25 protein-coding genes are annotated in these 26,020 nt (G+C 74.0%); 9 read left to right on the top strand and 16 right to left on the bottom strand.

The window, feature by feature from the left end; translation table 11 throughout:
• Nucleotides 1-6: 6 nt before the first annotated feature.
• Nucleotides 7-1,239: a M24 family metallopeptidase gene (locus DEFCA_RS0118400; RefSeq protein ID WP_084319471.1), complete on the bottom strand. Its 1,233-nt coding sequence runs from the start codon at nt 1,237-1,239 to the stop codon at nt 7-9.
• A 42-nt stretch (nt 1,240-1,281) separates the two neighbouring features.
• On the opposite strand from DEFCA_RS0118400, the gene DEFCA_RS0118395 reads away from it, so the two are divergent.
• Complete coding sequence (locus tag DEFCA_RS0118395) at nt 1,282-2,004, top strand: hypothetical protein (RefSeq protein WP_025324463.1); 723 nt, start codon at nt 1,282-1,284, stop codon at nt 2,002-2,004.
• 33 nt (nt 2,005-2,037) lie between these two features.
• Here DEFCA_RS0118395 and ndk read toward each other — a convergent pair whose 3' ends face one another.
• From ndk to DEFCA_RS0118380, 3 genes are all read right to left on the bottom strand, one after another.
• Complete coding sequence (gene ndk / locus DEFCA_RS0118390; RefSeq protein ID WP_025324462.1) at nt 2,038-2,451, bottom strand: nucleoside-diphosphate kinase; 414 nt, start codon at nt 2,449-2,451, stop codon at nt 2,038-2,040.
• Between the two features lie 132 nt (nt 2,452-2,583).
• The gene (gene eno / locus DEFCA_RS0118385) at nt 2,584-3,873 is read right to left on the bottom strand and encodes a phosphopyruvate hydratase (protein WP_025324461.1); all 1,290 of its coding nucleotides are present in this window, start codon (nt 3,871-3,873) and stop codon (nt 2,584-2,586) included.
• Between the two features lie 174 nt (nt 3,874-4,047).
• Nucleotides 4,048-4,710 (bottom strand): metallophosphoesterase family protein, encoded by a 663-nt coding sequence (locus DEFCA_RS0118380; protein WP_025324460.1) that lies wholly within the window; start codon nt 4,708-4,710, stop codon nt 4,048-4,050.
• A gap of 189 nt (nt 4,711-4,899) precedes the next feature.
• Here DEFCA_RS0118380 and DEFCA_RS0118375 point away from each other — a divergent pair, with 189 nt between their 5' ends.
• From DEFCA_RS0118375 to DEFCA_RS0118360, 4 genes are all read left to right on the top strand, one after another.
• Complete coding sequence (locus tag DEFCA_RS0118375) at nt 4,900-5,289, top strand: secondary thiamine-phosphate synthase enzyme YjbQ (protein WP_025324459.1); 390 nt, start codon at nt 4,900-4,902, stop codon at nt 5,287-5,289.
• A gap of 21 nt (nt 5,290-5,310) precedes the next feature.
• Nucleotides 5,311-6,096: a sulfite exporter TauE/SafE family protein gene (locus DEFCA_RS0118370; protein ID WP_025324458.1), complete on the top strand. Its 786-nt coding sequence runs from the start codon at nt 5,311-5,313 to the stop codon at nt 6,094-6,096.
• A 136-nt stretch (nt 6,097-6,232) separates the two neighbouring features.
• The gene (locus DEFCA_RS21140; RefSeq protein ID WP_025324457.1) at nt 6,233-6,769 is read left to right on the top strand and encodes a TlpA family protein disulfide reductase; all 537 of its coding nucleotides are present in this window, start codon (nt 6,233-6,235) and stop codon (nt 6,767-6,769) included.
• Nucleotides 6,770-6,780: 11 nt separating this feature from the next.
• Nucleotides 6,781-7,734, top strand: coding sequence for an endonuclease/exonuclease/phosphatase family protein (locus tag DEFCA_RS0118360; protein WP_025324456.1), 954 nt, complete (start codon nt 6,781-6,783; stop codon nt 7,732-7,734).
• Between the two features lie 9 nt (nt 7,735-7,743).
• On the opposite strand, the gene DEFCA_RS0118355 is transcribed toward DEFCA_RS0118360, so the two are convergent.
• Genes DEFCA_RS0118355 through DEFCA_RS0118300 form a run of 12 tightly spaced genes read right to left on the bottom strand, consistent with a single transcriptional unit; the run spans nt 7,744 to nt 22,754 of the window.
• Complete coding sequence (locus DEFCA_RS0118355; protein ID WP_025324455.1) at nt 7,744-8,709, bottom strand: peptidase U32 family protein; 966 nt, start codon at nt 8,707-8,709, stop codon at nt 7,744-7,746.
• A 46-nt stretch (nt 8,710-8,755) separates the two neighbouring features.
• The gene (locus DEFCA_RS21135) at nt 8,756-9,526 is read right to left on the bottom strand and encodes an SAM-dependent methyltransferase (RefSeq protein ID WP_025324454.1); all 771 of its coding nucleotides are present in this window, start codon (nt 9,524-9,526) and stop codon (nt 8,756-8,758) included.
• Between the two features lie 3 nt (nt 9,527-9,529).
• Nucleotides 9,530-10,525 carry a GTP-binding protein gene (locus DEFCA_RS21825; RefSeq protein WP_025324453.1) on the bottom strand — a complete coding sequence of 332 codons (996 nt, stop codon included), beginning with the start codon at nt 10,523-10,525 and terminating at the stop codon, nt 9,530-9,532.
• A 4-nt stretch (nt 10,526-10,529) separates the two neighbouring features.
• Entirely contained in the window at nt 10,530-11,291 is a 762-nt protein-coding gene (locus tag DEFCA_RS0118340) for a TlyA family RNA methyltransferase (RefSeq protein ID WP_025324452.1), read from the bottom strand.
• On the bottom strand, nt 11,288-13,180 hold the full coding sequence (gene dxs / locus DEFCA_RS0118335; protein ID WP_025324451.1) for a 1-deoxy-D-xylulose-5-phosphate synthase: 1,893 nt from the start codon (nt 13,178-13,180) through the stop codon (nt 11,288-11,290). The genes DEFCA_RS0118340 and dxs overlap by 4 nt, the downstream gene beginning before the upstream one ends.
• Nucleotides 13,181-13,197: 17 nt before the next feature.
• Complete coding sequence (locus DEFCA_RS0118330) at nt 13,198-14,088, bottom strand: polyprenyl synthetase family protein (RefSeq protein WP_025324450.1); 891 nt, start codon at nt 14,086-14,088, stop codon at nt 13,198-13,200.
• Between the two features lie 51 nt (nt 14,089-14,139).
• Nucleotides 14,140-14,391, bottom strand: coding sequence for an exodeoxyribonuclease VII small subunit (locus tag DEFCA_RS0118325; protein ID WP_025324449.1), 252 nt, complete (start codon nt 14,389-14,391; stop codon nt 14,140-14,142).
• A 21-nt stretch (nt 14,392-14,412) separates the two neighbouring features.
• Nucleotides 14,413-15,312, bottom strand: a complete 900-nt coding sequence (locus DEFCA_RS0118320; RefSeq protein WP_025324448.1) for a M23 family metallopeptidase — start codon at nt 15,310-15,312, stop codon at nt 14,413-14,415.
• Nucleotides 15,309-17,927 (bottom strand): [protein-PII] uridylyltransferase, encoded by a 2,619-nt coding sequence (gene glnD / locus DEFCA_RS0118315; protein WP_025324447.1) that lies wholly within the window; start codon nt 17,925-17,927, stop codon nt 15,309-15,311. Before glnD ends, DEFCA_RS0118320 begins: the two co-directional genes overlap by 4 nt.
• Nucleotides 17,924-19,489, bottom strand: a complete 1,566-nt coding sequence (locus tag DEFCA_RS19910; protein ID WP_025324446.1) for an N-acetylmuramoyl-L-alanine amidase — start codon at nt 19,487-19,489, stop codon at nt 17,924-17,926. Before DEFCA_RS19910 ends, glnD begins: the two co-directional genes overlap by 4 nt.
• Complete coding sequence (locus tag DEFCA_RS0118305) at nt 19,486-21,492, bottom strand: LPS-assembly protein LptD (protein WP_025324445.1); 2,007 nt, start codon at nt 21,490-21,492, stop codon at nt 19,486-19,488. Before DEFCA_RS0118305 ends, DEFCA_RS19910 begins: the two co-directional genes overlap by 4 nt.
• The gene (locus DEFCA_RS0118300) at nt 21,480-22,754 is read right to left on the bottom strand and encodes a bifunctional folylpolyglutamate synthase/dihydrofolate synthase (RefSeq protein ID WP_025324444.1); all 1,275 of its coding nucleotides are present in this window, start codon (nt 22,752-22,754) and stop codon (nt 21,480-21,482) included. Before DEFCA_RS0118300 ends, DEFCA_RS0118305 begins: the two co-directional genes overlap by 13 nt.
• Nucleotides 22,755-23,006: 252 nt before the next feature.
• Here DEFCA_RS0118300 and cobU point away from each other — a divergent pair, with 252 nt between their 5' ends.
• Genes cobU through DEFCA_RS0118280 form a run of 4 tightly spaced genes read left to right on the top strand, consistent with a single transcriptional unit; the run spans nt 23,007 to nt 25,959 of the window.
• Nucleotides 23,007-23,525, top strand: a complete 519-nt coding sequence (cobU, locus tag DEFCA_RS0118295) for a bifunctional adenosylcobinamide kinase/adenosylcobinamide-phosphate guanylyltransferase (RefSeq protein ID WP_025324443.1) — start codon at nt 23,007-23,009, stop codon at nt 23,523-23,525.
• A 22-nt stretch (nt 23,526-23,547) separates the two neighbouring features.
• Nucleotides 23,548-24,618 carry a nicotinate-nucleotide--dimethylbenzimidazole phosphoribosyltransferase gene (gene cobT, locus DEFCA_RS0118290; RefSeq protein WP_025324442.1) on the top strand — a complete coding sequence of 357 codons (1,071 nt, stop codon included), beginning with the start codon at nt 23,548-23,550 and terminating at the stop codon, nt 24,616-24,618.
• The gene (gene cobS / locus DEFCA_RS0118285; RefSeq protein WP_025324441.1) at nt 24,615-25,358 is read left to right on the top strand and encodes an adenosylcobinamide-GDP ribazoletransferase; all 744 of its coding nucleotides are present in this window, start codon (nt 24,615-24,617) and stop codon (nt 25,356-25,358) included. Before cobT ends, cobS begins: the two co-directional genes overlap by 4 nt.
• A complete protein-coding gene (locus DEFCA_RS0118280) occupies nt 25,345-25,959 on the top strand; it encodes a histidine phosphatase family protein (RefSeq protein ID WP_029734358.1) in 615 nt (204 codons plus the stop codon). Before cobS ends, DEFCA_RS0118280 begins: the two co-directional genes overlap by 14 nt.
• Nucleotides 25,960-26,020 lie beyond the last annotated feature (61 nt).

Raw genomic sequence — 26,020 nt, 5'->3', positions numbered from 1 at the left:
CGTCGGTCAAGGGTCGCCGGTCGTCGGTCCACGCTCCACCCCCCACAGCTCCTGGGGCATGGGGGTGAGCCGCACGGGACCGTCGGCCGTGACCAGAAACGTGTCCTCCACGCCCGCGCCCCCCAGGCCGGGCACCACGGCCTTGGGCTCGAGCGCGATGGTGTCGCCCTCGGCCAGCACCTCTCGGGACCCCTCGGCGATCAGCGGGGGCTCCACGGTCTCGATGCCCACCCCGTGCCCCACGAACCGGCACCGGCGCTCCGGCGGCCCCAGATACCCCTCGATCCCCAGGGCCTCGGCCCGGCGGAGGGCCGCCTCGAACACCTCTCCGGCCTGCACCCCGGGCCGGAGGAGGGCCGCAGCGGTGCGGTGCACGTCCAGCAGCGCCCGGTGGAGGTCCGCGAGCCACGCCGGCGCCGGGCCCAGGCAGAAGGTCCGGGTCTGATCGGTCTGGTATCCGCCCACACTGATCCCGAAGTCCACCACCACCGGCTCGGCCTCGTGGATCGGCCGGTCGCTCGCGCCCACCGGAAACGCCGGGGACCGGCCCACCCCCGGCATGGGGGTGTCCACCGCGCCGGCGGCCAAGGTGTTCGGGCCGGCCACCACGTGCCAAGGGTAGGCCTCGAAGGTCCCCCGGGACCACAACCGGCCCTCGTGGCCCCATCGGACCGCCTCGGCAAACAGCTCCGCCGCGAACACGGCCTCGGTGACCCCCGGCCGCAGGCGGGCGGCCCCGTACTCGTACACCCGGGCCACGGTCCGGCCCACCCCGGCCATCCGCTCCCGCTCCCACGGCGTCTTGCGGCGCCGCAGGCCGAGCAGGTCCGGGGCCACGTCCTCCCAACGGTCGGATCCGAGCCGTCCCAGCCAGGCCGCGGGCATCACGTCGGCCGCGATCCCCACCGCGCCCTCTCCGACCGCGCGGGCGGTCCGCTGCCACAGATCCCGACCCGACCCCACCGGCACCACCCGCACGGGGCTCTCCCGGGCGGCCCGCGTGGGGTCCCGCAGGATCCACAACTCCGGCTCCCCGGCCGACGGGATCCACAGGAACCCCTCCTGGGTGGTTCCCGCCAGGTAGAACCGGTCCGGCCGGTGGGTCAGGAGCGCGCCCGCCACGCCGCGGTCCCGGAGGGCCCGTCGGAACCGCTCGATCCGGCCGCGGATCTCCTCGGCCGGCACGGGTTGCGCGGCCGGGCCCGGATGATAGGTTGGGGGATTGGGAACGCGCGTCATGGAGGGTCCGTCTTTCGCCCGTTGGCTCGCAGGAGGTGTCCGATGGCTCGCCCGGTTCGATTCCTCGTCCTCGCCGCCGTGATCGCGGCCGGCCCCGCCCTGGCCGGGCCGCCCCAGGTGCCCCGGCTGTTCGGCACGTTTCAGCCCGAAGTGGGGGTGTGGTCCGAGTACCTCGTGAAGGAGAAGGCCACCGGCCGCGCCACCCGCATGCGCATGGCCATCGTGGGCCGCGAGGACGGGGGCTGGTGGTACGAGGTGGTCCAGGACGACGGCCAGAGCCGGAACATCGTGAAGATGCTGGTGCGGGGCGACCCCGACCGGCCCGACAACATCGAGCGGCTCATCTTGAAGAGCGGCGATCGGCCGGCCACGGAGATGCCCAAGGACTTCGTGGCCATGGGCCGCCGCATGGCCGTGCACATGTTCGAGCGCCGAAGCGGGGTGTCGGCCGCCGAGACCCAGGGATGGCGGGTCGAACGTTCCGGCCGGCGAACCGTGACCGTGCCGGCCGGCACGTTCGAGGCCGAGGTCCACCGGATCGTGGACGCCGGGGGCAGGGTCCGGGCCACCTACGACTTCGTGCCCGAGGTGAAGCCCTTCGGTGTGGTCACCTCGGACACGGCCACCACCACCATGGAGCTCCTGGCCCACGGCACCGACGCCAGGTCCGCCATCCGGGAGACCCCGGTGCCGATGCAGGCCCCTCCGGGCATGCCGGCCGACCTGCCCCGGGGCCTGCCGCCGGGGATGGGGCCGGGGGAGTGACCCGGCCCGCACCCCCGGAGGGGCGAACCGGCCCTACACCAGCTCCAAGCCGGTGAAGAAGAACGCGATCTCGGTGGCCGCGGTCTCGGGGGCGTCAGAGCCGTGCACCGAGTTCTTCTCCACGTCCACCCCGTAAAGCTTGCGGATGGTGCCCTCGGCCGCCTCGGCCGGGTTGGTGGCGCCCATCACCTCGCGCCACTTGGCGATGGCACCTTCGCGCTCCAGGCACATCACCACCACCGGCCCGCTGGACATGAAGTCGGTCAGGCTCCCGAAGAACGGCCGCTCCCGGTGCACCGCGTAGAAGCCCTCGGCCTGCTTCTTGGTGAGCCGCACCATCTTCATGGCCCGCACCGTGAAGCCCTCCTCCTCGATGCGGGCGAGGATCTTGCCCGCGATGCCCCGGGCGGTGGCGTCGGGCTTGATGATCGCAAGGGTACGTTCCACAGCCATCGGCAACTCCTCCTCGTTTCGATGTCGGTTCCGGTTCACACCTGCGCCCCGGCCGAGGCCGGGGCGCCGTCTCGTTTTTCCCCTCCGCCGAGCGGCGGACCTTGCCCCCTCCCCGGGAACGCGGCCCTACCCCTCCCGACGGGCCGCCACGGCCGGGCCCGCGTATCGGGCGGCCGCGCCCAGGTTCTCCTCGATCCGGATGAGCTGATTGTACTTGGCCACCCGCTCGGTGCGGCAGGGGGCGCCGGTCTTGATCTGGCCGGCGTTGGCCGCCACCGCCAGGTCCGCGATCGTGGTGTCCTCGGTCTCCCCCGACCGGTGGGAGATCACGGTGGTGTACCCGGCCTTGTGGGCCATCTCGATGGCCTGCAGGGTCTCGGTCAGGGTCCCGATCTGGTTCACCTTGATCAGGATCGAGTTGGCCACGCCCATGGCGATGCCCGAGCGCAGCCGCTCGGTGTTGGTCACGAACAGGTCGTCCCCCACGATCTGGACCCGGCCGCCCAGCCGGTCGGTCATGCCCTTCCACCCGTCCCAGTCGTTCTCGTCGAGGCCGTCCTCCACGGAGAAGATCGGGTACTTGGCGACCAGCCGCTCCCAGTACGCGATCAGGTCGTCCGCGGACTTCTTCGGCTCGGCCTCGGCCTCCAGGTAGTAGTGATCGCCCCGGTAGAACGAGCTGGCGGCCGCGTCCAGCGCGATCAGCACGTCCTGGCCCGGGGTGTAGCCCGCCCGATCGATGGCGGCCAGGATCACCTCCAGGGCCTCCTCGTTGCTCCCCAGGTCGGGCGCGAACCCGCCCTCGTCCCCGACGGAGGTGCGGTGGCCCTTCTCCTTCAGGATCTTCTTGAGGCTGTGGTACACCTCGGCGCCCATGCGCAGGGCCTCCCGGAACGACGGAGCCCCCACCGGCGCGATCATGAACTCCTGGATGTCCACGTTGTTGTCCGCGTGGGCGCCGCCGTTGAGGATGTTCATCAACGGCACCGGCAGCAGGGACGCCCCCGTGCCCCCCACGTACCGGTACAGCGGCAGCTCCGAGGCCTCGGCCGCTGCCTTGGCGCAGGCGAGGCTCACGCCCAGGATCGCGTTGGCCCCCAGCTTCTCCTTGTTGGGGGTGCCGTCCAGCTCCACCAGGCGGGCGTCGATCGACACCTGGTCGCGCACGTCGAAACCGATCAGCTCGGGTGCGATCGACGAGTTCACGTTCTCCACGGCCCGCAGCACCCCCTTGCCCCCGTACCGGGCCTCGTCCCCGTCCCGGAGCTCCACGGCCTCGTGCTCGCCGGTGGACGCGCCCGAGGGCACGGCCGCACGGCCCACCACGCCGGAAGAGAGATGGACATCCACTTCCACGGTGGGATTCCCGCGGGAATCCAGGATCTCCCGAGCCACGATGTCGGTGATGGTGTACATCGGTTCTCCTCCTTTGGTGGTGAAACCCGTGGTCGCCCCCCGCCCCCCAACGGACCGAGGTCCCCAAGATTTCTCTAGTCTCTAGTCTCTAGTCTCTGGTTTCTAGTTTCTAGCCCGCCCCGGCCCAAACCAGCTACCTTCCCTCGTCGCCCGGCTCCCCAGGGGCCTGGGAGGCTACCAAGCGAACCGGCCTCCGTCCTCGGCCCCCACCTGGACCACCCGTTCCTCGAACGGCTCATACGCCGTGAGGCAGCCGCCGTACACGGCTCCGGTGTCGATGCCCACCAGGGGGCCGTTGCGCAGCACCCGCCGAAACGGGGTGTGGCCGAACACGATCCGCTCCCGAAACGCCTCGGGATGCCGGTAGAACTCGTCGCGGATCCACAGCAGGTCCTCGGGGTCCTGCTCCTCGAGGGGGACCCCGGGCCGGAGCCCGGCGTGCACGAACACCACCCCCTCCTCCCGGTGCCACAGGGGCATGGCCTGGAGGAACGCCAGGTCCTCGGCGGGCAGCTCGGCGGCCGGGTCCCCGGGGGCGAACCCGTAGCTCTCCAGGGTGGTGTACCCGGCGTTGGCCATCCAGAGGCCCCGGTCCGCCTCGGACCGGGCACGGTGCCAGCGCAGGCACAGGTCCTCGTGGTTGCCTCGAAGGGCCACGACCCGGCCCGTGCGGGCCCGCTCCCGCACGAACCACAGCACCCCGGCCGGGTCCGGGCCCCGGTCGATCAGGTCTCCCAGGAGCACCACCGTGTCCCCCGGGCCCGGGGAGATCTCCTCCCACAGCCCTTCGAGGAGCTCCCGGCACCCGTGTACGTCTCCGATGGCCCAGACCGCCATGGGTCCCTCCAACGGCCGCCCTTCTTACCCGACCCCCCAGGGCAAGTCAAGGAACCCCGCGGAATCGCACGGCCGTTGGGCCGGCGGGCCCCGCCTGTGGTACCGTTACGGATCCCAACGAAAGCGTTGCCAGCTGCGTGCCCTTTTCGACCAACGACCAACGACCAACGACCAACGACCGAGGTTACCATGCATACGCTTTCCGTGAAGACGCCACGCCGGGAGTGCTTCGTGGACATCACCCGCGAGGTGGCTCGGGCCGTGGAGGGAACGGACGCGGTGCTGTGCACGGTGTTCGTGCCCCATACCACGGCCGGCGTCACCATCAACGAGAACGCCGACCCGGACGTGGCCGCCGACCTCCTGGCCCACCTGGCCGAGCTCGTGCCCCGCAACGGGCCGTACCGGCACGCCGAGGGCAACTCCGACGCCCACGTCAAGGCCACCCTGGTGGGGTCCTCGGTCCAGGTGCCGGTGGCCGGGGGCCGGCTGGTCCTCGGAACCTGGCAGGGGATCTACCTGGCCGAGTTCGACGGCCCGCGCACCCGAAAGGTCCACGTGATGGTCCACCGTGGGTGAGCCGGGCTCCGGGCGCCGGCCGTGACCTGGCTGTGGTTCCCGGCCCTGGGTCTGGGCGCGGGGTGGGCCGCCGGGTTCCTGGGGATCGGGGGCGGCGTGTTCCTGGTGCCCGGGTTCATGGAGCTGTTCCGGTTGTTGGGCTATCCCCCCGCCCGGGTGGCCACGGCCATCGGCACGTCCAAGGCCGTGGTGCTCTTGGCGGCCGCGGCCGCGCTGCGGGTCCAGGCCCGGGCCGGCCGGGTGGACCGGGCCCTGGTACGGCGCCTGGCCCCGGCCGTGGTGACCGGCGCCGTTCTGGGAGGGGCCCTCGCAGCGAAGGCTCATCCAGCAGCCCTCCAGGGGGCGTTCGGCGGCTTCCTGGTCCTCCTGGGCCTCGGCCAATGGCTCCCCCGCCCCGGGTCGTGGCGCCGAAGCCTTGCCCCGTCGCTCCTCGCCGCGGCCGCGGGGCTGACCGCCGCCGTGGCCTCGGTGTTCGGGATCGGCGGCGGGGTGCTCTTCGTGCCGCTGCTCACGGGGCCGGGGCGGCAACCGGCCCACCAGGCAGTGGGCACGGCCGCGGGGCTCATGCTGTTCTCGGCGGCCCCGGCCACGGCCGTGTACGTGGCGCTGGGCATCCAAGCCGCGAACCCCGTCCCGGCCACCCTGGGGTTCGTGCACCTGCCCGCGTGGATCCTGGCCGGAGGGGCCGCCCTCACCGCCGCCCGGTGGGGAGCCCGCTGCTCCCAGGGGGCCCGGCCCGTGACCCTTCGAAGGGGGTTGGGCCTCGCGTTGCTCGTAACCGGCGCCAGGGTCCTGTGGGCCCGGTGACGGCCGTTTCTTTGCGTTTCCCCATGGCTTGAGACAGAATGGTTCCCTCGACGACGTCGGCGGACCGGCTGGGGGGCGGAGCCTTCCCGGGCCGAGCCGGACGTTCCCTTCCCACGCACGCTCGAAGGAGGTTTCCGTGCGCCTTTCCTTCCCCGTGGCCGCCGTGGTGGTCGCGGCCCTCTTCCTGTGTGGGTTTCGGGCCCCTGCGGCCGACACCTACGGCGGGGTCGACACCCCCGTGCCGGACCTTACGCTCCAGGACCTGGACGGCCGGCCCGCGACGATCTCCGGAACGATCCGGGGCTGGACCCTTTTGAAGTTCGGCACCACCTGGTGCCCCCAGTGCGAGCTCCAGGTGGAGGAGCTCAACCGCTTGACGCCGGAGCTGGAGAGACGGGGGGTGCTGGTGGTGGAGGTGTTCCTCCGGGAGGGGGCGGACGTGGTGGCCCCCAAGGTCCGGGCGAAACCCCGCACGTACCCCCACCGGATCCTGCTGGACCCCGAGGGCGAGGCCATCCCGGCCTATAAGGTCCGGGTGATCCCCCGACTGGTGCTGGTGGACCCCCAGGGACGGGCCCGGAGCGACACCCGGTTCCTGACGGCGGACCAGCTCGAAGACACCCTGGCCCGCCTCTCCGTGGCCCCGGTCGGGAGGGCCTCGGGGGACGACTGAAGGGGGACGTCGTGCCACATCGGGAGCTGCGGCTGGCCACCTACAACCTGGAGAACCTGGGCGTGCGGCCCGACGAGGACACCCCCCAGACGCGGGCCCGGACCCCCAAGCACCTCGAGGCCTTGCGCCGGGCCATCCGGCGCCTGGACGCGGATGCGGTGGCGTTCCAGGAGCTGGTGGACCCGGAGCTTCTCGATCCCCTCCTGGACGGCCTGGGCTACCCCCACGTGGCCTTGGCCGAGCGGGGCCCGAGCCCGCTGCGGTGCGGCGTGTTCTCCCGGTTCCCCCTTTCCGACGGCCGCAGCGTGGCCGCTGGCATCGACCTGGAGGTGGTGGACCGCCGGGCCGGGCTGGAGGTGGCGATCCGGGGTGCGTTCAGCCGGCCGGCCCTACAGGTGACCTGGGACGTGCCCGGGTTCCCGATCACGCTGATCGTGGTCCACTGGAAGTCCAAGATCCCGTCCTACACCCGCGAGCTCCAGGGTCAGGGCCAGGCCGACCGGTGGCAGAGCCTGGGGGACGCCGGGGAGGGGCGGCTCGTGACCGAGGCCAAGCGCCTGGCCCAGGCCGTGCAGATCCGCCGGGCGGTGGACCACCTGCTGCGGCGGGACCCCGAGGCCCGGGTGGTGGTGCTGGGGGACTTCAACGACGGCCTCGACTCCGAGGGGTTGCGCATCGTGGCCGGCGATGCTCGGGCCTGCGACAGCCCATCCCTGGCCCCGTTGGAGCTGGTGGCCTGCGAGGAGGCGATCCCGGCCGACCGGCGGTTCACCCAGATGTACCGGGGCCGCAAGGAGATGCTCGACCACATCCTGATCTCCCAGGCCCTCCTGCCCCATTTTGCCGGGGCCGAGGTTCACAACGAGCGGCTCCGGCCCGCCCTGGAGGGACCGGGGTTCGACCCCTTCGACGCGGGCTCGGACCACGCCCCCCTCCTGGCCCGGTTCCGGGTGCCCGGACGTTGAGTTGGGCGTTCAGGACGCCGGCCGGCCCGGCCACAGCTCCCGGGCGTAGCACACGAGCCGGTGGCACGGCCGGCCGAACCGCTGGCGGTAGGCGCGGGGCACGTCGGCCACCTCGCCCCGGGTCACGGCGGCCACGAGCGCCACGTTGGCCGCCTTCTGGGCCGTGGGCCCACCGCGGCCCACGATCTTGAGGTGCCGCACTCCGGCCTCCACCCACCGGGGCACGGCGCACAGCCCGCACCCCAGCCTTCGGTCGGCCCGGCCCCAGGCCCGATGCCACCGCTCCAGGGGGTGGTCGGCCGCCAGGGGCGCGCCGCCTCCGTCCGTGAGGCGATAGGGGATCTCGCACGGCCACCGCTTCGAGGGGCTCACGTGCTGGAAGGTGCACAGGGACTCCTCGTTGGGGCAGGCCCCCACCAGCACGAACGCCTCGAACTCCACCCCGGGCACGCCGCGGCAGACCGCGCCCACCTCCTCCAGGGTCAGGTGTCGCGGCAGCACCGCCCGGGAGATCCCGTACCGTTGGAAGAACCGGAACGCTTCGGCGTGGAGCGCCCCGGCCAGGGTGGACAGGGTGAGGACCAGCCCGAGATCCCGATCCGCCAGGGCGGCCAGAAGCCCCGGGTCGGCCGCGATCACGCCGGTGGCCCCCCACTCGGCGGCCCGGCCGGCCAGGGCCAGCAGGCTTTCCAGGCGTTGGGGGACGTAGAGGGGGGCGTTCAGGGTGAGGTGGAACCCGAGGCCCAGGGACCGGGCCGTCCGGATCGCGGCCCGCAGGGCGGCCTCGTCCGCGAAGTGGGCCGAGGCAAAGGTCCGTTGGGTGACCGACAGGCCCGGTTCGCCGGCGGGCGCCCACACCCCGCCGTACAGGTCGGTGGCCCCGGCCGCGGCCAGGGGCTCCACCTCGTGGGGACCGTCCACCGGGGCCAGGATGCCCGGCCCCGCAGGGGTCGGGCTCGAAGCCGGCTCAACCACGCGACGCTCCTCCTTCACCCCACGGACCGTGGACCGACGACCGACCCTACCTCATCTTCCTCGGCTTCCACACGCTCTCGTACCGGCGGTCCCACCACGACGGGTCCTCGTCCCGGGCCAGGACCTCGCCCACCACCACCAGGGCCAGGGCGGGCTCCGGATCGGACGAGCCCAGGCCGAACGGGTCCCGGTCGCCGAGCCGATCGGCGATCGTATCGAGGGTGGCCACGGTCACCCGCTCGTCCGGGCAGCCGATGTTCTCCACGATGGCGATCGGCACGTCCGCGCCGTACCCGGCCCGCAACTCGGCCGCCAGCTCGGTCAGCGGGCGGTCGTTCATGTAGAGCACCAGGGTGTGACCGGGCTTGGCGAAGTCCCGCAGGGTGATGGACGAGCCGGCCCGGCCGAACGCCCGGGGGCTGGTGATCACGGTGGCATGGGCCACCTCGGGCAGGTCGAAGGTCTTCCGGAGCAGGGCCGCGGCCGCCGCATGGGCCCCCACCCCGGGGATCACCCGGGCCCGGGGACCGAAGGCGGCCACGAACGACTGGAAGGGGCAGAACACGCTGAAGTCCCCTGGGATCAGCACCCCCACCGGCCCCCGGGCCAGCCGCTCCTCGATCCAGCCCACCACCCCGGCATGGGGCAGGGCGAAGGGGCTCTCCAGGTCCTTGCCGGCCAGCAGGTCCGAGAAGCTGCGCTGGAACGAGGCCGGGGCCAGGACCGCGACGCACCGCTCGAGGGCGCGCAGCCCCTCCAGGGTCAGGTAGTCCGGCGCGCCGGGCCCCGCCCCGATGAAGTAGACCGGGGGCTCCATCGGCTACCCGCGGCCGAACAGACGGGCGAGGAACCCCCTCTTCTTCGGAGGGGCCGGTCGGGCCTCCTGGGCGGTCGCCTCCCGCAAGCGGACCTCCCCGGCCCCGCCGGTCAGGTACTCCACCCGGATGTGCACCTGGAGCTGGACCGCCTCCACCCCCTCCTGGATCTCCAGCTCCAACGGGATGGCCACCTGCACGTTCGTGGGGCCGGCGCCCTGCACGGGCACAACCAGGGTCCGCTCCACCCGGGGGGGTTCGGCCTCGGCCGCCCTGCGGGCCGCCCGGGCCTGCACCTCCCGGATGTCCTGCACCTTGCCCCCGGCCGCCGGCTCGGGCGGCGCCTCGGCCCGCTCGGCCGGCGCCGGCTTGGTCGGCGCGGGTTTGGCCGCGGCCTGGCGGCCGGCGCCCCGGCGCTGCTTGCGCTGGATGTCCTCCAGGACCATCTTGCAGATGGTCTTCATCGCCTCCATCACGCCCTCGCCCGTGGTGGCGGTGGTGGCGAAGTCCGGCACCCCCCGGGGGTTCAGGTGGCGGCGCATCTCCTCCACGGGCAGAGCCCCCGGCAGGTCGCGCTTGTTGTACTGGATGACGAACGGCACGGTCTCCCAGTCGATGCCGTGTGCCTTCAGGTTCTCCTTCAGGTTCTCCAGGCTCTCCAGGTTCTGCTCCATCATGCCGGGCTGGGAGTCGGCAACGAACACCACACCGTCCGCGCCCTTGAGCACCAGCTTGCGGGTGGTGTTGTAGAACACCTGGCCGGGTACGGTGTAGAAGTTGAACTTCACCCGGAACCCCCCCACCCGGCCGAAGTCCACCGGGAAGAAGTCGAAGAACAGGGTCCGGTCCGTCTCGGTGGCCAGGCTCACCAGCTTCCCCCGGTTCTTGGGGCTGATCCGGGAGTGGATGTACTGGATGCTCGTGGTCTTTCCCGACAGGCCCGGCCCGTAGTACACGATCTTGGCGGTGAGTTCCCGGGCTGCGTAGTTGAAGATCGCCATCGGCCTACCTCGTCTCCCCCCGCGTTCCCGGCCTCAGCAGGTGGGCCAGGAACTCCACGTTGCCCTTCTTTGCCCCGGGCACGGGGCTCTCCACCGTGCCCAACACCTCGTACCCGATCCGGCGGGCCGTGTCCAGGACCCGCTCGAGGGCCTGCCGCCGCAGCTCGGGATCGCGAACCACCCCGCCCTTGCCCACGTGCTCCCGGCCCACCTCGAACTGGGGCTTCACCAGGGCCACCACCTCCCCGCCGGGCCGGAGCAGACCCCAGACCCGGGGGAGCACCAGGGCCAGGGAGATGAACGAGGTGTCCACCACGGCCAGGTCCACGGGCTCGGGCACGGCGTCGGCCGGCAGGGTGCGGATGTTTTGCCTTTCCAGGCTCACCACCCGGGGGTCCTGGCGCAGCTTCCAGGCCAGTTGGCCGTAGCCCACGTCGATGGCGTACACCCGCCGGGCCCCATGCTGGAGCAGGCAGTCCGTGAACCCCCCGGTGCTCGCACCCACGTCGGCGCAGACCCGACCCTCGGGCCGCAGGCCGAACGCCCGGAGCCCGGCCTCCAGCTTGAGCCCGCCCCGGCTCACATAGGGGCAGTGCTCCCCCTTCAGCCGGACCTCGGAGGCCGGGTCCACCCGCTGGCCCGGCTTGTCCACCCGCCGGTCCCCCGCCACCACCAGGCCGGCCAGCACCAGGGCCCGGGCCTTCTGGCGCGTGGGGGCGAGCCCCCGCTCCACCAGCAGCTCGTCGATCCGGACGCCCCGGCTCACCCCGCCAGATCCCGGATGGCCGCATACACGGCGTCGGCGTCGAGCCCCACCGACCGCCGGAGCTCCTCCTGGGTGCCGTGCTCCACGAACCGGTCCGGCAGGCCCAGGCGCCGCACCCGGGGCAGGGCCACCCCCTCGTCCACCAGGCACTCCAGCACGGCCGAGCCGAACCCGCCGGCCAGGGCGTTCTCCTCCACGGTCACCAGGCCCCGGGCCCGGGAGGCCAGGCCCACGATTCCCTCACGATCCAGTGGCTTTACGTATCGGGCGTCGAACCACGACGCTTGAACCCCCTCGGCCCGGGCCCGTTCCACGGCCTGCCGCACGGCCTTCGCCACGGTGCCCGCCGACACCACCGCCACCCCTGGATCAGCCGGGTCGCCCAGCACCAGCCGGCCCTCGGCCGCGGGCCACGGCCGGGGAGGCCCCTCCAGGCTGGCGCCCGCACCCGGCCCCCTGGGGTAGCGCACCGCGGCCGGCCGACCCAGGGCCAGGGCCGTGGCCAGGGCGTGGCGCAGCTCGTCCTCGTCGGCCGGGGCCAGCACGGCCACGCCGGGCACGTGGCGCAGGTAGGAGAGGTCGAACGCGCCGTGGTGGGTGGGTCCGTCCGCCCCCACCAGGCCGGCCCGGTCCAGGGCGAACACCACCGGCAGGCCCTGGAGCGCCACGTCGTGCACGATCTGGTCGTAGGCCCGCTGGAGGAAGGTGGAGTAGACGGCCACCACCGGCTTCCACCCCTCGGCCGCCAGACCGGCGGCAAAGGTCACGGCGTGCTGCTCGGCGATGCCCACGTCGAAGAACCGGTCGGGAAACCGCTCCCGAAACCCGTCGAGCCCGGTCCCCTCGGGCATGGCCGCCGTGATGGCCACGATCCGGGGGTCCTTCTCGGCCAGCTCGATCAGGGTGTCGCGGAACACCGCGGTGTAGCTCGGGGCGGCCCCCGAGCCGGGCCGACTCCGGCCGTTGCACGGGTCGAACGGGCCCACCCCGTGGAACCGGGTCGGGGCCTTCTCGGCCGGGGGAAAGCCCCTCCCCTTCTGGGTCACCACGTGCACCAGCACCGGCTTGCGAAACTTCTTCACGTTCTCGAACGCGGCGACCAGGTGGCCCACGTTGTGGCCGTCGATCGGCCCCACGTAGGTGAACCCCAGCTCCTCGAACAGCATGCCCGGCGAGAAGAACCCCTTTACGTGCTCCTCGACCCGCTTGGCCAGCCGGGCCATGGCCCCGCCCAGGCTGGGGATGGCCTTCAGGAACTCCTCCACGTCCTTGCGGAACCGGGAGTACAGGTCGCCGGTGAGGATCCTCGAGAGGTACGACGACAGGGCCCCCACGTTGGGGGAGATGCTCATCTCGTTGTCGTTGAGCACCACCACCAGGTCCCGGTCCAGGTGGCCGGCGTGGTTGAGCCCCTCGAAGGCCAGCCCCGCGGTCATGGAGCCGTCGCCGATCACGGCCACCACCTTGCGGGCCTCGCCGGCCAGGTCCCGGGCCACGGCCATTCCCAGGGCCGCGGAGATCGAGGTGGACGAGTGGCCGGTGCCGAACGCGTCGTGGGGGCTCTCGCTGCGCTTGGGGAACCCCGAGAGCCCGCCCGCCTGGCGGATGGTGCCGAACCGATCGCGCCGGCCGGTGAGAATCTTGTGGGCGTAGCACTGATGGCCCACGTCCCAGATGATCCGGTCCTCGGGCGAGTCGAACACCCGGTGCAGGGCCACGGTGAGCTCCACCACCCCCAGGCTGGATGCCAGGTGGCCGCCCACGGGGGACAGCTTCTCCAGGATGAACGCCCGGATCTCGCCCGCCAGCTGCTCGAGCTGGGCCCGGTCGAGGTTCTTCAGGTCTGCCGGCCCCTGGATGCGGGGAAGAACGGGTTCTCGCGGTCTCATTCGGTCTCCCGGGTCGTTCAATGACGGCGCTCCACCACGAACCGGGCCAGGGCCCGGAGCGCCGCGGCCCGCCCGCCGTAGGGGGTCAGCAGGTCCATGGCCTCGGCCACGATCGCCTGCATCAGCCGCCGCGACTCCGAAAGCCCCAGCAGCGCTGGGTAGGTGGCCTTGGCACGGCCCTCGTCGCTGCCCACGGGCTTGCCCAGCGCCTCCGGGTCGCCCTCCACGTCGAGGATGTCGTCGGCGATCTGAAACGCCAGCCCCACCCGCTCGGCGAACCGGCCGAGCCGACCCAGGTCCTCCTCGCCCGCGCCGGCCGCCAACGCCCCCAGCACCACGGCGGCCCGGATGAGGGCGCCGGTCTTGTGGGTGTGCAGAAACTCCAGGGTCGGCAGGTCCGGGACCCGGCCCTCGCTCACCAGGTCCAGGGCCTGACCGCCCACCATGCCCGCGGTGCCGGCCGCCCGGGCCAGCTCGGCCACGGCCCGCACCACCCGTTCGGCCGGGTGGACCCGAAGCACCTCCGGATCGGTCAGGGCGGAGAACGCGTCGGTGAGCAGCCCGTCGCCGGCCAGCACGGCCATGCCCTCACCGAACACCTTGTGGTTGGTGGGCCGGCCCCGCCGCAGGTCGTCATCGTCCATGGCGGGCAGGTCGTCGTGGATCAGGCTGTAGGTGTGGACCATCTCCAACGCCGCCGCGAACGGCACGGCCGCCTCGGGCTCGCCGCCCAGAGTCTCGCAGGCCGCCAGGGTCAGGGCCGGCCGCATCCGCTTGCCCCCCGCGAACAGGCTGTAACGCATGGCCTCGAACAGGAGCTGGGGAAACCGGTCGACCGGCGGCATCCACCGGTCGAGCCATCCGTCCACCCGGGTCCGGCAGGTCTCCAGGTACGCCTTCACGTCCACGATCACGCTCCTCGGCGGCTCTGCAGCGGCGGCGGTCCCAGCCCTGCCGGCTCAGCCCTCTTCGGTCTCCAGGCGACCCGGCTCCAGGGGCTCCAGCACCGGCTCCCCGTCCTCGCCCCGCCGCAAGATCTCGATGCGGCGCTCGGCCTCGTCCAAGCGCCGGTGGCACTCCCGGGCCAGCCTGACCCCCTCCTCATAGGCCTCGAGGGCGGCCTCCAGATCCAGGTCACCCGACTCCAGGGCCTCGACCCTCTGCTCGAGGCGTTTCAGCAGATCTTCGAACCGCTCGTTCGTCTCGCCCACGGAAAAACTCCGGAAAGGTCGTCAGGGTTCCTTGGCTCCCGCCCCCCGGGCGACGCCGGCGCCGGCACGCCTTCCGGGCCGGGCGGCCAGACCGGGAAGCGTCAAGGGGTCGGCCTTGATCCCCTCGAGGTACGCGCCCCAATGGAGGTGGGGTCCGGTGGACCGGCCCGTGGACCCCACCACGCCGAGCACGTCTCCGGCCTCCACGGGCTGCCCCGGCCGCACCCGGATCTCGTCCATGTGGAAGTAGGCCGTGAACAGCCCCAGGCCGTGGTCCAGGAACACGGTCCGGCCGGTGTAGAACAGCTCGTCGGCCAGGGCCACCACCCCTGCCGCGGCGGCCCGCACCGGGGTGCCCCGGGGCGCGGCGATGTCGAGGCCGGAATGGTACCCTCGGGGCTCGCCGTTGTACACACGCCGCACCCCGAACGGGCTCGACACCGGTCCCCGGGCCGGCAGGAAGAACGGCGGGTTCCACAGCCGGGGCCGGCTGATCCGGGCCAGCACCTCCCGGATGCGCTTGGCCTCCCGGGCCGCGCGCGCCGCGTCCTCGGGATTGGGGTTCACGAGGCGGGGGTCCACCCGAAGCCGCTGTTCCCCGAACGACCGGGGAGCCACCTCGATCCGCTGCCGGGCCGCCGGGCCGGTGCGGCCCACGATCTCCAGGCTTCGGGGGCCCGGCTCGGCCGTCGCATCCACCGCGGCCAGCCCCTCCCACCCCCCGTCGGGGCCGGGCCACAGGGGGAACTCCCGACCGTCGAACCGGACCCGCCACGGCCCCCCGGCCGCGTCGGGCCGCCAGAAGATCCGAAACAGGTCCCCCGGCCGGGGCCGCGACGGATCCACCCGCACCCCGGCCCACGTCGTGCCGGCCAGCACCAGGGCCGCTGCCAGGAGGGCGCCGATCCACCGACGGGTCATGCCGGATCCCCCTGGGCCGCCCGCACGAGGGCCCGGCGCAGCCTCTCCACCCGCTCGGGCTCCGTGATCTTGCCCCCGGCCTCCGCGTCCTCCACGTAGAAAGCGTCCACCGCCCGGTTCAGGCTGGTGGTGATCTTGGCGATGCGGATGGTGCATCCCTCCTCGGCCAGGGTTCGGGCCACGTCGTACAGGAGCCCCAGGCGGTCGGCCGCCCGGATCTCCACCACGGTGTACCGCCGGGACGCCCCGTTCTCCACGGCCACCTCCGGGGGCACCGTGGGCAGGGGCCGGCGCAGGCCGCTGCGGCGGTGCAGGCGCTCGGCCACCGGGGCGAAGTTCTGGGTGCCCTCGAGCACGGCCTCGAGCGCCCGCCGGCACGCCTCCCACCGGCCCGGCTCCGGCCGCGCCGGGGTCAGGTGGAACACGTCCAGGATCCATCCGTCGGTGCGGCTATTCAGCACGGCCGAGAGGATATTGAACCGCTGGGAGGCCAGGACCCCGGCCACCTGGGCGAACAGGCCGGGCCGGTCCCGGGTGACCAGGAGCACCTCGGCGAACCCCTCGTCGGGCACCTCGCGGAACCGCACCACCGGCCGCGGCCCCCGGGCGGCGAACGCCTCCAGGTGCCGCAGCAGGGCCTCCACGGGGTTGGCCAGGAGGTAGCGCACGGTCTCCACGCCGGCCAGGAACGCCTCCACCTCGCCCGGGGGAACCCGGCCGGCCGCCTCGGCCCGAACCCGGTCGGCCACGGCCTCGGCCCGGCGGGGGTCGTCCCGCCGAGGCCCGGCGTCGCCCCCCCTGGCCAGGACCTCCCGGGCCCGCTGGTACAGGGTCTGGAGTAGAAACCCCTTCCAGGGGGTCCAGGCGCCGGGACCCACGGCCCGGATGTCGGCCACGGTGAGCAGGTAGAGCAGGTCCAGGGACTCCTGGTCCCCCACCCGCCGGCAGAACTCGGCCACCACGTCCGGGTCGTCCAGGTCCCGGCTCTGGGCCGTTCGGGCCATGGCCAGGTGCTCGCGCACCAGGAACACCAGGTACTCCCGCTGCTCCGGGTCGAACCCCATCCGGTCGGCCACCGCCACCGCGGCCTCGGCCCCCCGGGCGGCGTGCCCCCCGCCCCCGCCCTTACCCACGTCGTGGAGCAGGGCGGCCAGGTACAGCACCTCCGGATGCCGCACCCCGGACACCAGCTCGGTGAGCAGGGGGAACTCCGTAGCGTATTCGCCCCGGGCCAGCCGGCGCAACTCCCGCACCGCGAACAGGCTGTGCACGTCCACGGGGTACACGTGGTACAGGTCCCGCTGGGCCCGGCCGTGGATCCGGGCGAACTCGGGGATGAACCGGTCCAGGAACCCCACCTCGTGCATGGCCATCAGGGTGGTGGCCACCCGCCTGGGGAACCGCAGGATCCGCAGGAACCGCTCCACCGCGCCCGGGTCCCGGCGGAACCGGTCGTCCACCCGGTCCAGGTTCTCCCGCACCACCTCCAGGGCCGTGGGCGACAGCTCCCGATCGGTCTCCTGGGCGGCCTCGAACGCGGCCAGCAGGGCCAGGGGCCGGCGCCGGGCCTCCTCCCGGTCGAGCCACACCTCGCCGTCCTGGAGCCAGACCCCGGGCTCCTTCCACGGCTCCCGGGCGCCGGCCTCGGCCCGGACCCGGACCCGGCGGATCACCGTGCGGGCCAGGTGGCTCACCCGGTTGGCCGTGGCGTGGTAGGCCTGGAGGAACCGCTCCACGCCGGAGATGCCGCCCTCGTCCCCAAACCCCAGGGCGGCCGCGGCCTCGTCCTGCTGCTCGAAGCTGAGCCGGTCGTCCCGCCGGCCGCTCGCCAGGTGGAGCTGGTTGCGGACCCGCAGGAGGAAGTCCAGGCAGTCCTCCAGCCCCTCGCGCTCGGCCGAGGGGACCCCCGTGCGGCGGCAGGCCTCCCCCGGGTCCCGGGTGCCGGCGGCCACCTTGAGCACCCACAGGGCTGTGTGGATGTCCCGCAGGCCGCCCGGCCCCTCCTTGACCTGGGGCTCCAGCAGGTACACGGTGTCGCCGTATCGGCCGTGGCGGGCCTCCATCTCCCGGACCTTGGCCTCCACGAACCAGTCCCGGTCGTGCCCCAGGATCTCACCGGCGATCACCCGCTCCTCGAACTCGGCCCAGAGCCCGGGGCAACCGTTGAGCCGGCGGGCCTCGAGCAGGCTCGTGCGGCTCCTGAGGTCCGCCCGGGCCGCCCGCAGGTTCTCGTCCAGGGTCCGGGTCACCGCCTGCACGTCGAACCCCGCATCCCACAGGGGGTAGCACAGGGCCTCGGCCACCTCGGCCAGACCCGGGTCACCCCGGTGCAGGAGAAGGAGGTCCAGGTCCGACCCGGGGGACAGCTCGGCCCGGCCGTAGCCCCCCAGGGCCACCAGGCACAGGCCGGCGCGGTCTCCCCGGACGGCCTCGAACAGGGCCCCCACCAGGTGGTCGATCCACCCCGTCCACAGGGCCACGCCCTCCCGACCGCCGATGCCGGCGGCGTGGGCCCGCCGGAACGCCTCGCGGGCCCGGGCGGCCCACTCCGCCACGGCGGGTCCCCGCCGGTCGGGGTGCGCCAGGTCCTCGGGCGACAGCCGGGGCGCGTTCATCCCCCCCGCCCCTTGGCGAACCGCTCCACCCCCCGGGCCAGGGCCTCGGCCACCTGGCGCCGGAACCCCGGGTCGGCCAGCCGCCGGGCCTCCTCGGGGTGGGTGATGAACGAGGTCTCCACGAGCACGGCCGGCATCACCGCCCCGGTCAGCACGTAGAACGGCCCCTGCTTGACCCCCAGGTCCCGCACCGGGCCTCCGCGGCGCGCCAGCTCGTCCACCAGGGCCTGCTGTACCGCCTCGGCCAGCCGGCGGGAGTCCTCCACCTTTGCCGAGAGCACCACGTCGGCCAGGATGTGCTCCATCTCGGCCAGGTCCTCCTCCCTCCCCTGGTTCTCCAGCGCGGCCAACCGCCGGGCCGACCGGTCCGAGGCCGGGCTCAGGTAGTAGGTCTCGATCCCCCGGGCCCGGCGGGACCGGCTGGCGTTGGCGTGGATCGACACGAACAGGTCCGCGCCGAAGGCGTTGGCCCGGGCGGTGCGCTCCTCCAGCGAGAGGTACTCGTCCCGGTCCCGGGTGAGCCGCACCTCCCAGCCCGGCCTCTCGCCCAGCAGCCGCGCCAGCTCCCGGGCGATGGCCAGGGTGACGTCCTTCTCCCGCAGGCCGCCCGGCCCCAGCGCTCCCGGGTCGCGGCCGCCGTGGCCGGGGTCGATGACCACCCGGATCGGCCGCGCCCCTCCCTCCTGTCCGCGGAGGATCCGGGTGACCACGTCTTCGCCGGGGCCGCGCCCCCCGAACACGTCGATCACCAGCCGGGCCGGCCCTTCCAGGGGAAACACCCGGTGGTCGGCCTCCTCCTCCAGGTCCAGGACCACCCGGACCGTGTCCCGGTCGTGCTGGGCCACCCGAACCCGGCGCACCAGGCCGTCGGCCACGGCGGTGCTCGTGGCGCACCCGGCCCCCAGGCGGGCGGGCCGCAGGTCCACGTACACCCGGGCCGGCCGGCCCGCCTCCGGCGCCGGGGGCAGGGCCCCCACCTGGTAGGCCACGGTGCGGCCCAGGTCCACCACCACCCGGGTGTACCGGGGCCCGGACCACCGCCGCACCCCCTTCACCCGGCTGGGCCGGCCCAGATCCCGGAGCCGGGCCCTGGCCACCGGCGCCATGTCCCCCCGTGGGATCTCCCGCAGCACCCTTTGATAGAAGGCCCTTGCCGCTTCCAGGTCCCCCGCGCCCTCGCGGATCCGACCGGCCCGGAACAGGGCGTCGTCGGCCAGACGCGACCCCGGGTACGACCGGGCCAGCCGGTCGTAGGCGTCCACCGCGGCGCGCCGGTCCCCCACCCCGGACGACAGGGCCGCGGCCCGCTCCCGGCAGATGCCCACCATGTACAGGGCGTCGTCCGCCTTGGCCGACCGAGGCGCCTCGTCCGCCACCCGAAGGAACCGGTCGGCCACCTCCCGCCAGGCGCTCACCTCCCGAGCGGGGGCGCCGTCCGCTTCGAGCTGCCGGTACCGGGCCCGGGCGGCCTCGTACAGGGCCGTCCCCGGGTCCGGGCCGGCCGCGGCCGCGCACACCGCGACCAGAATCAGACACCACGCGGCCCCGACCACCGCCCTCACGGCAGGATCCCCTTCCAGGTTCCCAGGGTTCCGAGCCCCTTGAGGTTCACCATGACGAACACCTTCCGGTCGAGCCGCCCTTCGTCGGGGATCCAGGTCCGGCTGTAGGTGAGGTCGAGCTCCCAGCAGGGGTGGGCCACGCCCACGGAGTAGGCGTCCTCCAGCAAGCGGCCCGCGTCCAGGTCGGCCCGGCTGCGATACCCGATCCGGCCGTACCGGCCCAAGGCCACGGAGAGGCCGGCGTCGAGATACGTGGTCTCGTCCCGTCGGTGCCGGACCTCGGCGGCCAGGCGGGTGCGGGACCCCCTTGCCCACCGCCCTCCGACGGCCCAGGAGGCCCAGCTCCCGGTCTCGGGCTCGTACTCCCCCTCGGCCCAGAGCCGGCGGCCGACCGCCGGGGCCCAGAACGCCTCGACCCAGCCGACGCCCCACCGGCCGTCGGTCAGGTCCCGGGTCACCCTCAGGTCCGCGCCCAGCACCTCGTCGGCCGTGCCGCCCGGGATCCAGCGGGTGGAGACACCGCCCACGGCCCGGAGCCCCGGGTCGAACCGGTCGGTCCCATCGAACGCGGCCGGCACCTCGCCGTGGCCCCGGCCCTCGGCCTCCAGGCCCGCGAACGGCTCCAGGGTGTGGAGCCACGTGCCGTACCGCCGCCACAGGAACGCGTTCGCGCCCACCCCGGCCCGGGGCGCGCCGCGGCCTCGGGTGCGGCCGTCGAGGCGGTAGAGGTTCTCCCGGACCCCGGCCCGGGCAAAGGTTCCCACCCCGCCGACCCGGCCCTCGAGCCCCACGGCCGGCTCCAGGGACACCCGCTCCCCCCGCGGCCCCCGGGCCCGCCAGAACCGCGTCGCCTCGGCCGACAGGGCGCCCACCAACGGCCCCGCGATCCGCACCTCGCGCCCCAGGAACCCCAGCCGGGGCAGGGTCTGGAGCACCGCAGCCTGGGAGGTGTCGAGGGCTTGGAAGAACTCGGCCAGCCCGTAGGCCGTGCCGGCCGCGCCGTCCCAGGACCACAGCCCGAACGACCGCAGGCGCCGGGCCTCCCGGTCGTCCAGGGTGTCGGCCAACTCCTCCTGGTACCGGGTGTCGCCCTGGTACGCCCCCTGGAGCCGGAGACGGTTGCGGCCCGGGAACCGGCTCTCGTGATCCAGCTCCACGGCGTAACGGTGACCCCGATCCTGCCGGTCGTACAGGTGCTCCAGATCGACCCGTCCCCGGTGGCCCTCGGCCGGAGCGTACCGGAACTCGATCCCCTCGGTCCAACCCCGGCGGCTGCGGTACTCCGCCCGCGGCGTGAGGTCCCAGGAGTCGGAGGGGGCCCAGTAGTAGCGCTGGAGCCAGCGGAGGCCCTGGGTGTCGGTCCAGCCCACCCGGGGCAGCAGGAACCCGGAGCGCCGCTCCCGGACCACCGGGAACACCAGCACCGGGCTGTAGGCCAGCGGCACCCCCTCCATCCAGAACGAGGCCCCGCGGGCCCGCACGAACCCCTCGAGCTCCACCTCCACCCGGTCGGCCTCCACCCTCCAGCTGGGCCAGGTGCCGTCGCAGGCCGTGAACCCACCGTCCTCCACCCGGTACGAGCGCTCGCCCAGGCGCTCGAACCGCTTGCCCCACACCAGGTACCCCTCGCGGGCGATCCACAGCCGGCCCGAGCGCACCACCCCCTTCTGGGTGTCGAGGTGGATCTCGAGCCCCTCGCACTCCAGCCGGTTGCCGTCCGGGTCGGTGAACACCACCCCGCCCTCGGCCTCGGCCCGGTCCTCCGCCGGCAAGTACCGGACCCGCCGGGCCTGGAGCCGGTATCCCCCCCAGGTCACCAGGACCCGGCCCACGGCCACCACCTCCCGCCGGGCCTCGTCCAGCCGGGCCTCGATCCGGTCGGCCCGGATCTCCACCGGCTCGTCCCCCTGCCCGCGAATCATCCGGAGGCTCTGGGCCCGGGCCACCCCCGCGGCCACCAGGACGAGCGCGAGAACCCAGGCGGCCCGTCTCAGGGCACCCACCCCAGCTCCCTCAGGCGGCGGCGGGCCTCGCCCACCACGGTCAGGGACCCGGTCACGCACACCAGGTCCCCCGGGCCGGCCTGGGCCAGCGCCCGGTCCAGGGCCTCGGCCACCGTGGGGGCGGCCTCGGCCCGCACCCCGGCGGCCTCCTGGGCCGCCGCCAGGAGCCGCTCCGGGGGCACGGCGCGGGAGGAGGCCGAGCGGGTCACCCACACCGCGTCGGCCAGGGGCACCAGGTCACCGGCGATCCGCTGGGCGTCCTTGTCGCCCAGGATGCCCAGGACGAGGAGCAGCCGATCCTTGGCCTCGGCCGCCAGGGCCTCGGCCAGGCAACGGCTGGCATGGGGGTTGTGGGCGCCGTCCAGCACCACCCGGGGGCCGGTCCCCAACACCTCGAACCGGCCCGGCCACCGGGCCGCGGCCACGCCTTCCCCCACGGCCGCGGCCGGAATCCGCCACCCCCGCTCGGCCAGGCTCTCCACGGCCGCCAGGGCCACGGCCAGGTTCCGGGCCTGGTGGGGGCCCTTCAGGGAGGGACGCAGGTCGTCCAGGCACCAGACCCGTCCCTCGTACCGGTATCCGTCCGGACCGGGCCGCACCGCCACGTCCCGGCCCACGACCACCACCGGGGCTCCCCGGGCCCGGGCCTCGGCCTCCACCGCCCGGAGTGCCTCGCCCTCGGCCGCGGTGACCAGGGGGACCCCGGGCCGGGCGATGGCCGCCTTCTCCCGGGCGATCTGAGCCACGGTGGGCCCCAGGTGCTCCGCGTGCTCCAGCCCCACGTTGGTCACGGCGCTCACGGCCGGCTCCACCGTGTTCGTGGCGTCCAGCCGCCCCCCCAGCCCCACCTCCACCACGGCCACGTCCACTTCCCGGTCGGCAAAGTGCAGCAGGGCCATGGCCGTGATCACCTCGAACTGGGTGAGAGCGACCCCGGTGGCCTCCACCCGGGCCAGCAGGTCCGGCACGGCCCCGGCAGCCAGATCCCGGCCGTCGACCCGAATCCGCTCCCCGAACCGTTCCAGCGGCGGCGAGGTGTACAGCCCCACCCGGTACCCCGCCCGGCGCAGCACCGACTCGGCGAACGCGGCCGTGGACCCCTTGCCGTTGGTGCCCGCGATGTGGACCGAAGGGAACCGCTTCTGGGGATGGCCCAGGCGGGCCAGGCACTCGGAGATGCGGTCGAGGCCGAGGTCGATGCCGAACCTCTCCAGGCCGTCGATCCGGGCGAGGGCTTCGTCCGGGGAGAGCGAACTGGGCATGGGGGGCTCCGTGGAGGCACTGGCGTGGCGGTTCTCGCCCGGGCCCCTCGGGCCGGGCCGACCTGAGACGGTATCGCACCCGGCCGGCCCGTCGCAACGGCCGCTTCCGCGGCGCACGTTGACGCACCCTCGCCGTTCCGCCCACAATGCGCGTCCCAGGAACTTCGGTCTGCGGTCGTCGGTCCACGGTCGTCGGTCAGGGGCCTTCGGCCTGCTGGAGAGCAGATCTCGCCCACCCGCCCCAGGAGTGCCATGGCCCGCATCGTGTTCGTGACCGGAGGGGCCCGCAGCGGCAAGAGCCGGTTCGCCCAACGCCTGGTGGAGGCCTGGGAGGGGCCGCTCCTCTACGTCGCCACGGCCGAGGTGCTGGACGACGAGATGGCGGATCGGGTGCGGCGCCACCGCGAGGACCGGGGCCCCCGGTGGACCACCCTGGAGGAGCCCCTGGACCTCGCCCGGGCCCTGGCCGAGGCCGAGGCCTACGGGGGAGCCCTGGTGGACTGCCTGACCCTGTGGACCTCGAACCTGCTCGGCCTCCACGGCGACGACGAGGGGGGCCTGCGCCGGGCCCGGGAGTCGTTCTACCGGGCCCTGGACGGGTTCTCCGGCCGGGTGTGCCTGGTCACCAACGAGGTGGGGGCCGGCATCGTGCCGGCCAACCCCCTGGCCCGCCGGTTCCGGGACCTGGCCGGCCGCATCAACCAGGACTGCGCCGCCCGGGCCCACGAGGCTTACCTGGTCGTCTCGGGCCTGCCGGTGCGGCTGAAGTAGGCAACAGGGAGCAGGCGCAGACATGACCGAACGGGAGCTCCACAACCTCGCGGCCGGCATCCGGCCCCTTGCTCCGACCGATCTGGAGGCCGCCCAGGCCCGGCTCGACGACCTCACCAAGCCCCCCGGAAGCCTGGGCCGGCTGGAGGAGGTGGCCAAGCGGCTGGCCGCCATCCAGCGCACCACCCGTCCGCGCATCGGGAGGAAGCGGGTCTACACCCTGGCGGCCGACCACGGGGTGACCGAGGAGGGGGTGAGCGCCTATCCCCGGGAGGTCACCGCCCAGATGGTGCTCAACTTCCTGCGGGGCGGGGCCGCCATCAACGTGCTGGCCCGGCACGCGGGCGCGGAGATCGTGGTGGTGGACGTGGGGGTGGACCACGACTTCCACGGGGTGCAGGGGCTGGTGCACGCCAAGGTGGCCCGGGGCACCCGAAACCTGGCCCGGGGTCCGGCCATGACCCGGGCCCAGGCCCTCCAGGCCCTGGGCGTCGGGGTGGATCTGGCCCGGCAGGCCGCCCGGGACCGGGTGGACCTGGTGGGGATCGGCGAGATGGGCATCGGCAACACCACCCCAGCCTCGGCCATCCTGGCCGCGTTCACGGGCCTGCCCCCGGCCGAGGTGGTGGGCCGGGGCACCGGCGTGGACGACGAGGGGCTGCGCCGCAAGGCCGAGGTGGTGGGCCGGGCGCTGGAGGTGAACCGGCCCGATCCGTCCGACCCCCTGGACGTGCTGCACAAGGTCGGCGGGTTCGAGATCGCGGGCATGGCCGGCGTGTGCCTGGGCGCCGCGGCCCTGGGCCTGCCCGTGGTGGTGGACGGGTTCATCTCCACGGCCGCGGCCCTGGTGGCCTGCCGCCTCGCGCCCCGGGCCGCCGAGTACCTGTTCCTCTCGCACCTCAGCCAGGAGCGGGCCCACATCCGCATGGTGGAGCACCTGGGGCAGGAGCCCCTCCTGGTGCTGGAGCTGCGGTTGGGCGAGGGTACCGGCGCGGCCCTGGCCATGCCGGTGATCGAGGCCGCGGCCCGGATCCTGTCGGAGATGGCCACGTTCAGCGAGGCCGGGGTGTCGAACCGTGAGGACTCGCCGTGACCAGGAGCCGGTTCGCCGTGGCCTGGCAGTTCCTCACCGTGATCCCCCTGTTCCCGGCCGAACGGTTCGAGGACCGGGAGCTGGGCCGGGCAATGGCCGCGTTCCCCCTGGTGGGGCTCGCCCTGGGCGCGGGGCTCGTGGGGTTCCACGCCGTGCTGGGCCGGGCCCTGCCGGGCCTGCTGGAGGGGGCCCTCGCGGTGGCCCTGCTGGCCGGGGCCACCGGCTGCTTCCACCTGGACGGCCTGGCCGACACCGCCGACGGGCTGGCCGGGGGGTGGACCCCGGAACGGGCCCTGCGGATCATGAAGGACAGCCGCACCGGCGCGGTGGGAGCCGCCGCCCTGACCCTCGTGATCGGGGCCAAGGCGGCAGGCTACGGCCTCCTGCCCGAAGGGGCGCGCGTGGCCGGGCTGCTGGTCACGCCGGCCGCGGGCCGGGCCGCGGCCGTGTGGCTGGCCCACCGAAGCCCCTACGCCCGGCCCGAGGGCGGCCTGGGCGCGCCCTACAGCGCCCACCTCTCCGGCAACGAGGTGGTCCAAGCCACCCTGTGGGCCGCGGGCGCGGCCGTGGTGTTCCTGGGGTGGCCCGGTGCGGCGGCCCTGGCCGCCGTCTGGGCGTGGTCCGAGGTGCTCCGCCGGTACTTCCGCCGCCGCCTGGGCGGCGTCACCGGCGACGTGCTCGGGTTCTGCGTGGAGACCTCCGAGGTCGTGTTCCTGGTGTTCCTCCATGCCTTCGCGTGACGTGCCCACCCGGATCCTCCTGATCCGTCACGGCTCGGTGGGGGGCGACGGCGTGCTCCACGGCCACGTGGACGTGCCGCTGACGGCCCAGGGCCGGGCCGAGGCCGAGGCCCTGGCCCGGGGCCTGGCCGGCGAGCCCCTGGCCGCCGTGTACTGTTCGGACCTGTGCCGGGCCCGGGAGACCGCCGAGATCCTGGCGCGGAGGCACGACGGGCTGTCCGTGACCGCCGATCCGGCCCTGCGGGAGCTCCACATGGGGCGCTGGGACGGCCGGCCGGTGCGGGAGCTCCTGGTCGAGGACGGCGAACGGCTCCGCAAGTGGTGGGCCGACCTGGAGACGTTCCGGATCCCCGGGGGTGAGAGCCTCTCGGATCTCTCCGCCCGGGCCGTGCCCGCGTTCGACCGCATCGTGGCCCGCCACCCCGGCGAGACCGTGGCCGTGGTGGCCCACGGCGGCACGAACCGGGTCATCCTGTTCCGGTACCTGGGGATCCCCCTGTCCCGGTTCCACGTCCTGGCCCAGGACCCCGCCTGCCTGAACCGGATCGCCATCTACCCCGACGGCAACGCCGTGGTGGAGGCGGTGAACGCCCGGCCTTGAAAGGGGCTGCTCCCCCCTGCCCAGCACGCGGGCCGGGAGGAGCGCCCCCTTATCCACTCCA

It is taken from the genome of Deferrisoma camini S3R1, from assembly GCF_000526155.1.
Classification (GTDB): domain Bacteria; phylum Desulfobacterota; class Deferrisomatia; order Deferrisomatales; family Deferrisomataceae; genus Deferrisoma; species Deferrisoma camini.
Note: the sequence above shows the minus strand (reverse complement) of the source record. Positions and strands in the feature narration are given on the sequence as shown.

Excerpts from the sequence above, each read along its gene's own strand:
- glnD (WP_025324447.1), bottom strand. The coding sequence starts at position 17,927 with ATGAACGCGCCCCGGCTGTCGCCCGAGGACCTGGCGCACCCCGACCGG.
- DEFCA_RS0118375 (WP_025324459.1), top strand. The coding sequence starts at position 4,900 with ATGCATACGCTTTCCGTGAAGACGCCACGCCGGGAGTGCTTCGTGGAC.
- DEFCA_RS0118300 (WP_025324444.1), bottom strand. The coding sequence starts at position 22,754 with ATGCCCAGTTCGCTCTCCCCGGACGAAGCCCTCGCCCGGATCGACGGC.
- DEFCA_RS0118380 (WP_025324460.1), bottom strand. The coding sequence starts at position 4,710 with ATGGCGGTCTGGGCCATCGGAGACGTACACGGGTGCCGGGAGCTCCTC.
- DEFCA_RS0118400 (WP_084319471.1), bottom strand. The coding sequence starts at position 1,239 with ATGACGCGCGTTCCCAATCCCCCAACCTATCATCCGGGCCCGGCCGCG.
- eno (WP_025324461.1), bottom strand. The coding sequence starts at position 3,873 with ATGTACACCATCACCGACATCGTGGCTCGGGAGATCCTGGATTCCCGC.
- DEFCA_RS21825 (WP_025324453.1), bottom strand. The coding sequence starts at position 10,525 with ATGGCGATCTTCAACTACGCAGCCCGGGAACTCACCGCCAAGATCGTG.
- cobU (WP_025324443.1), top strand. The coding sequence starts at position 23,007 with ATGGCCCGCATCGTGTTCGTGACCGGAGGGGCCCGCAGCGGCAAGAGC.
- DEFCA_RS0118395 (WP_025324463.1), top strand. The coding sequence starts at position 1,282 with ATGGCTCGCCCGGTTCGATTCCTCGTCCTCGCCGCCGTGATCGCGGCC.
- DEFCA_RS0118280 (WP_029734358.1), top strand. The coding sequence starts at position 25,345 with ATGCCTTCGCGTGACGTGCCCACCCGGATCCTCCTGATCCGTCACGGC.
- cobT (WP_025324442.1), top strand. The coding sequence starts at position 23,548 with ATGACCGAACGGGAGCTCCACAACCTCGCGGCCGGCATCCGGCCCCTT.
- DEFCA_RS21135 (WP_025324454.1), bottom strand. The coding sequence starts at position 9,526 with ATGGAGCCCCCGGTCTACTTCATCGGGGCGGGGCCCGGCGCGCCGGAC.
- DEFCA_RS0118320 (WP_025324448.1), bottom strand. The coding sequence starts at position 15,312 with ATGACCCGTCGGTGGATCGGCGCCCTCCTGGCAGCGGCCCTGGTGCTG.
- dxs (WP_025324451.1), bottom strand. The coding sequence starts at position 13,180 with ATGAGACCGCGAGAACCCGTTCTTCCCCGCATCCAGGGGCCGGCAGAC.